1 protein-coding gene and 2 pseudogenes are annotated in these 1,607 nt (G+C 74.7%); 2 read left to right on the top strand and 1 reads right to left on the bottom strand.

Features of this window, described 5'->3' with window-relative positions; genetic code table 11:
• Positions 1–461: pseudogene (locus OKJ99_RS08675) on the bottom strand (hypothetical protein); the annotation flags it as partial.
• Between the two features lie 202 nt (positions 462–663).
• Here OKJ99_RS08675 and OKJ99_RS08680 point away from each other — a divergent pair.
• Positions 664–1,257: a histidine phosphatase family protein gene (locus OKJ99_RS08680; protein WP_326015277.1), complete on the top strand. Its 594-nt coding sequence runs from the start codon at positions 664–666 to the stop codon at positions 1,255–1,257.
• A gap of 123 nt (positions 1,258–1,380) precedes the next feature.
• Positions 1,381–1,607, top strand: a pseudogene (locus OKJ99_RS08685) (hypothetical protein); the annotation flags it as partial.

Consider the following 1,607-nt stretch of genomic DNA (forward strand, 5'->3'; position numbering starts at 1 on the left):
GCCCTCCCTGTTGCGCACCGTGGCGTCGGCCACCTCGTTCGAGACGAGGTGGGCGCGTGGGACCCGGTCGAGGCGGTGAGACCCGGCAGCAGACGGCCCCGAGCCACCAGGTGCAGGGCGTGCGCCGCGGCCGCTCCCCAGGCGGCCGCCGCCGGATGGGCGCCCCGGGTGCGGCGGGCCCGCAGCAGCAGCGGCAGCGCGTCCAGGACCGGCAGCACGAGGGCGGGAACCTTGCGGCTGCGCACACTGGAGCCGTGCGACCGCACGACGGTCAGCTCGTCGTCGGCCCCCGGAAGGCCCGACCCGCCCGACCAGCCCGGCCGACCCTGCCCGTCCGACGGGTCCGGCGGATCCGACGCGTCCGGGGACCAGAAGGCGATCCGCCCCGCGCGCGGCAGCGGATCGGGCAGGAAGACGGCGGCAGCGCTCAGCGGGACACCCGACAGCTCCGGCACGCTCACGCCACCTCCCTTTCCTCGCTCCGCTCAGGCCTCGATGACCCCTATGACCTTACGGGCCGGGTCTGACAATCCTTGATCCCGTGCCCCGGGCCGCCCCACCCGATCCGGCCCACCCGATCCGGCCCACCCGCCGGGCCCGCACGCCCCCGCCCGGAGACAATGGCGATACCTCTGCCCACCTCCGAGCGAACAGGCGCGAACCTTGGGTGATCTGCTTCTCGTCCGGCACGGCGAGACCGAGTGGGCCCTGACCGGGCAGCACACCGGCCTCACCGACATCCCACTCACCGACAACGGCCGGGAGGAGGCGCGCCGCGTCGCGCCCCTCGTCGGCAGCTACCACGTGGGGGCGGTCTTCGTGAGCCCCCTCCAGCGCACCCGCGAGACCGCCGAGCTCGCCGGCCTCAAGAGCTACACCGTCGATTCGGACCTCCACGAATGGGACTACGGCGCGTACGAGGGCGTCACCACCCGGGAGATCCAGCGCACCCGGCCCGACTGGTACCTGTTCGACGACGGGGTGCCGCCGGGGCCGCCCGAGCATCCCGGCGAGACGCCGGAGCAGGTCGGCGAGCGGGCCGACCGGATGCTGTCCAAGGTCGACGCGGCGCTCTCCAACAACGAGGGCAGTGTCGTCCTCGTCTCGCACGGCCACTTCCTGCGCGTCCTGACCGCGCGGCGACTGGGCCTGCCGCCGTCGGGCGGCTCGCACTTCCTGCTGGCGACGGGCACGGTCAGCCGCCTCACGTTCGAGCACGGCAGGCCGGTGATCTCCGGCTGGAACCTGCGGCCCTGAGCCCGTCCGTCCGCTCGCCCCGGCCCGTTGTCAGACCCGTCGGGCACCATCGACTGGAGAACCACCGGCCGGGGCAGCCTGGTCGGCGAGGAGGTCGAGGGAGCACCGGACGGGAGGCACGCCATGACCAGACCGCCGACTGCCGCACAGCGCCGCATCATCGAGGCCGCCGATCCGGAGACCGGCCGGGTCGGCGGCAGCCCGGCCCAGCTCGCGCGGCTCGTCGTGCTGAAGCTGGCGTTCCGGCACCCGCGTCCCCCGCACGACCACTTCCTGACACCGGCGGGGCACCGGGTGCGCGAGGCCGGGGACGGACCGCCGGCCGCCGAGCCACCCGGTGAACCGGCCAC

It is taken from the genome of Streptomyces endophyticus (assembly GCF_035798155.1).
In the GTDB taxonomy this organism is placed as follows: domain Bacteria; phylum Actinomycetota; class Actinomycetes; order Streptomycetales; family Streptomycetaceae; genus Streptomyces; species Streptomyces endophyticus.